Source organism: Agromyces humi (genome assembly GCF_009720255.1).
Taxonomy (GTDB): domain Bacteria; phylum Actinomycetota; class Actinomycetes; order Actinomycetales; family Microbacteriaceae; genus Agromyces; species Agromyces humi.
Genome location: NZ_WJSP02000296.1, coordinates 1 through 4715, shown reverse-complemented (window position 1 = coordinate 4715; position 4715 = coordinate 1). Strand labels below are relative to the sequence as shown.

The 4715-nt window shown below is 71.6% G+C and carries 3 protein-coding genes and 1 pseudogene; all 4 read left to right on the top strand.

The annotated features are described in order from the left end of the window. Positions 1-317 precede the first annotated feature (317 nt). The gene (gene mtrA / locus GH736_RS17530; protein WP_159605621.1) at positions 318-998 is read left to right on the top strand and encodes an MtrAB system response regulator MtrA; all 681 of its coding nucleotides are present in this window, start codon (positions 318-320) and stop codon (positions 996-998) included. Between the two features lie 7 nt (positions 999-1005). Then, positions 1006-2682, top strand: a complete 1677-nt coding sequence (mtrB, locus tag GH736_RS17525) for an MtrAB system histidine kinase MtrB (RefSeq protein ID WP_159605619.1) — start codon at positions 1006-1008, stop codon at positions 2680-2682. Beyond that, positions 2675-4357 carry a GerMN domain-containing protein gene (locus tag GH736_RS17520; RefSeq protein ID WP_159605617.1) on the top strand — a complete coding sequence of 561 codons (1683 nt, stop codon included), beginning with the start codon at positions 2675-2677 and terminating at the stop codon, positions 4355-4357. The genes mtrB and GH736_RS17520 overlap by 8 nt, the downstream gene beginning before the upstream one ends. Positions 4358-4451: 94 nt before the next feature. After that, positions 4452-4715 (top strand): annotated as a pseudogene (locus tag GH736_RS17515) (hypothetical protein); the annotation flags it as partial.

Below are 4715 nucleotides of genomic sequence, written 5' to 3'. Positions count from 1 at the left end.
CGGCAGTGCCGGACCGGTCAAGTTCTTCTCGTCACGTTCATGCGCGGTGAAGCGCCGAAGGGGACCACCCCACCGGGCGGACCCCTCCATCGGGTCGGCGACTACCCGCCGATCGGGTCCTTCCGGGGGTGTGCACCATGCTCGCACACTTCCAGCAGGCCGGGGCGGGCCTGGGGATCGCCCGGAGTCACGGCCCGGGAGCACCCGCATGGCGTTCAGCCGCCGTGCAGGCGGCTTCCGGACGACGCACGGGTTCCAGCGGCTACAGTGGTTTCACTGCCATCGGTCCGCCCACGGACCCCGACGGAAACAGACGGATGACCCCACGCGTACTCGTCGTCGACGACGACACGGCCCTCGCGGAGATGATCGGCATCGTGCTGCGCACCGAGGGCTTCGACCCGGTGTTCTGCCCAGACGGCACCGGCGCGCTCGCCGCCTTCCGCGACGCGCGCCCCGACCTCGTCCTGCTCGACCTCATGCTGCCCGGCATGGACGGCATCGAGGTCTGCGCGCGCATCCGCGCCGAGTCCGGCACGCCGATCATCATGCTCACCGCGAAGACCGACACGGCCGACGTCGTCAAGGGCCTCGAGTCCGGCGCCGACGACTACATGGTCAAGCCCTTCAACCCGAAGGAGCTCGTCGCCCGCATCCGCACCCGCCTCCGTCCGGCGCCCGACCCCGTCGTGGAGACGCTGGGCGTCGGCGACCTGACGATCGACGCCGCGGGCCACGAGGTGCGCCGGGGCGACCAGCGCATCAACCTCACGCCCCTCGAGTTCGACCTGCTGCTCACCCTCGCCTCGAAGCCGCAGCAGGTGTTCACGCGCGAGATGCTCCTCGAGCAGGTGTGGGGCTACCACTACAAGGCCGACACGCGGCTGGTGAACGTGCACGTGCAGCGGTTGCGCGCGAAGGTCGAGCACGACCCCGACAACCCGCGCATCGTCATGACCGTGCGCGGGGTCGGCTACCGCGCCGGCGCGACCACCTAGGAGCCGCATGGCCGCGGCCGACGCCCAGTCCCCACGCGCCGCACCGTCGTGGCGCGAGGTGCCGCGGCGCCTCTCGGTGCTGTGGCGCCGATCCCTGCAGTTCCGCACCGTGATCATCACCCTCGGGCTGTCGAGCCTCGCGATCCTGGTGATCGGCCTCTACATCTCGTTCAGCGTGGCGTCGAACCTCTTCCAGGCGAATCGCGAAGCGGTGCTCGAGGCATCGAACAACGCCACGGCGGCCGCGCAGGGCATCCTCGACTCATCGGTCGCCTCGGACCGGGCATCCACCCAGAAGGCGATGGCCGACGCCATCAGCACGATCTCGAGCGTGTCGGGCAGCAGCGACATCGGGATCTTCCGGGCGCCCGGTCAGGACGCGAACGCCATCGCGCCGTCCGATCGGCTGAGCCCGGGGCTCTCCGGGGTCATCACGCCCGAGCTCCGCGCCCAGGTGCAGGATCACCCCGACACGCAGTACTGGCAGTCCGTCGCGTTGCCGAACGCCGACGGCGGCACGGACCCCGGCATCGTCGTCGGCAGTGATCTGGAGCTGCCCTCCAACGCCGGCCGGTACGAACTGTACCTCGGCTTCGACCTCGCGGATGCCGAGCAGACCCTTTCGTCCATGCAGATCACCGGCATGGTCGGCGCGGCCGCACTCCTGGCTCTGCTCAGCGCGATCACGCTCGTCGTCGTGCGCGGCGTCATCGAGCCGATCCGGGCCACCGCGGCCACCAGCCGACGGCTCGCCGCCGGCGACCTGGGCGTGCGGATGCCCGAGAGCGGCGAGGACGAGCTGTCGACGCTCGCGGCATCCTTCAACGGCATGGCCGACAGCCTGCAGGCGCGCATCAAGGAACTGGCCGAGCTCTCGGTCATGCAGCAGCGATTCGTCTCCGACGTGTCGCACGAGCTGCGCACGCCGCTGACGACCATCCGGCTCGCCGGCGACGTGCTGTACGGGCAGCGCGAGGACTTCCCCGGCCCCACCTCGCGCACCGTGGAGCTCCTGCACACGCAGACCGACCGGTTCGAGCGGCTGCTCGCCGACCTCCTCGAGATCAGCCGATACGACGCCGGGTCCGTCACGCTCGCGACCGAGCCGACCAACCTCGTCCACCTCGCGGGCGACGCGATCGAGTCGATGCACCAGCTCGCCCTCGAGCACGGCACCGAGCTCCGCCTCGAGGCGCCGGGAGGTCATCTGGACGCTGAAGTCGACCCACGACGCATCCGGCGCATCGTGCGGAACCTGCTCGGGAACGCGATCGAGCACGGCGAGGGTCGCCCCATCGTCGTCGCCGTCGACAGCAATGAGACCGCCATCGCCCTGTCGGTGCGCGACTATGGGATGGGCATGACGGAGGAGGAGGCCGAGCGGGTGTTCGACCGGTTCTGGCGCGCCGATCCCAGCCGCATGAGGACCATCGGCGGCACCGGCCTCGGCCTTGCGATCTCGTTGGAGGACGCGGTCGCCCACGGCGGGACCCTCGACGTGTGGTCGAGGCCCGGCGCGGGCACGGTCTTCCGGCTGACGCTGCCGCGGGTGCCCGGTGCCGAGGTGGTCTCCCCGCTGCCGCTCGAACCGGCCGACGCGGGGGCCGCGGGTCCGGCTCCGACGGGAGCCATGGGCGCCGTGCCCACGCTCGAGACGGGTTCGAGGGAGGTGCACGGTGCGTAGCAGGCTCCTCGCGGCGGCATCGGGGGCGCTCGTCGCAGCACTCGCCCTGGCCGGATGCGCCTCCATTCCCAGTTCGGGTCCCGTCCAGCCGGGTAACCCAGTGGTCGACGAGGCCCCGAACGAGTTCGACATCCTCGCCGACCCGCCGACGAAGGGCGCGAGCCAGGCGCAGATCCTCGACGGGTTCCTCAACGCGGCCCAGAGCCCGCGTGAGAACTACCAGATCGCACGCGAGTACCTGACGGATGCATTCGCCGATGAGTGGGATCCGGGGGCGGGTGCGACCGTCGACGTGCTCGCCGAACGCGACGTGGACGTGGTCGATCCGACGGCCATGCGCGTGGAAGCCACCCCCGCGGCGCTGCTGCTGGAGAACGGGCAGTACGAGGAGCCCGCGTCCCGAACACCCATCCCGTTCGACTACCGGTTCGAGCAGGTCGACGGAGAGTGGCGCATCTCCAGCGCGCCGCAGGGCCTCCTCATCGACCAGGTCGAGTTCACCCAGGTGTTCCGCGACTACACGCTGTACTTCCTCGACCCCACGGGTCGCTACCTGGTACCCGACGTGCGCTGGTATGCCGGGCGCGACTCGGCGCAGACGACCATCGTGCAGGGGCTGTTGACTGGCGCGGCCGACTGGCTGGCCCCCGGCGTCGTCTCGGCATTCCCCGAGGGCGTGCAGCTCGAGCCGGCCGCCGTCCCCGTCGAGGGCGGCGTCGCGAGCGTGTCGCTCGCGGGCGCGGCCTTCGACGATCTCGGCACCGTGCAACGCATGCAGGCGCAGCTCGACGCCAGCCTGATCGGCGTGCGCAACATCACGCGTGTCGACCTCACGCTGAACGGCGTCGATCCCGACGTGCCCGAGCCGGCGCGGCGCCCGTCGAAGTCGCCGCGCGTCGACCCGCGCACGGTCGTCTTCGACGGCGAGACGTTCGGCTACCTTGCGGCGTCGGGGGAGTCCATCGACCCCATTCCCGGCATCTCGGAGTCCGTCGCCGCCCTGCTTCCCCTCGGTGCCTCCGTGGGGAGCGGCGCCGAATCCGCGGCGGTGCGGTCGCCCGAAGGGGTGTTCCTCGTCCGCGCCGGCGAGGAGACGAAGCCGCTCGACCTGCGCCCCAACCTCGTCGTGCCCGCCATCGACGGCCAAGGCATCGTGTGGTCCGTGCCAGCCGACCATCCCGACCAGCTCGTGTGGTTCGCGCCCGACGGCACGACGGGCCAGGTCGCCGTGCCGTGGAGCGGCTCCTCGATCGCGTCGATCGAGGTGTCCCGCGACTCGACACGGCTCCTCGCGCTCCTCGCCGACGGAGGTCGGACCCGGTTCGTGGTCGCCGCCATCGAACGCGGCGAAGACGGCCTGCCCTCCGAGCAGGGGCTCGGACAGGTGGTCCTGAACCTGGCCGATGTGACGGGCGCACCGCTCGACGTCGCGTGGCTCGACTCGAGCACCGTCGCCTCGGTCACCGGCCTCAGCGACGGGGCGACCCGCCTCGTCGTCCAGGAGCTCGGCGGCATCTCGCGCGAACGCGGCGGGCCCGAGGCGGGCATCCAGGTCGACGGCGGCAACTCCGATCTCCGGGTGCTCACGGCGACCGGCGACCTCGACGTCCAGGTCGGTGTCGGCTGGCAGGCGCGGGCGGGCGGCATCCGCTTCGTCGCATCGCAGCTGCCCTGATCGTCTCGTCCTCCCGAGGGCGGCGGCCGATCCGACCGTCGTCGGCAGTGCCGATTCACGACGGGCGACCGGGGGCGGCGCCCATGCTGGGAATGTGGCCGTCGACTCGCTCCGCCGTGCTCGGGCGTTGGCCCGCGACGCGCTGCTCGATGCGGTCGGCCTGCTCCTGCCCGTGTCGTGCGCCGGTTGCGGCACGCCAGACCGATCGGTCTGCGCCGAGTGCCTCGAGGAGCTCCGGCCGAGCCCGAAGGTCGTGATCCGCGACGGCGTGACCGCCTGGGCGGCGCTCGACTACGGCGGCGTGGTCGCACGGGTGGTCGGCGCCTACAAGGACGCGTCGCGAACGGATGCCGCGGCG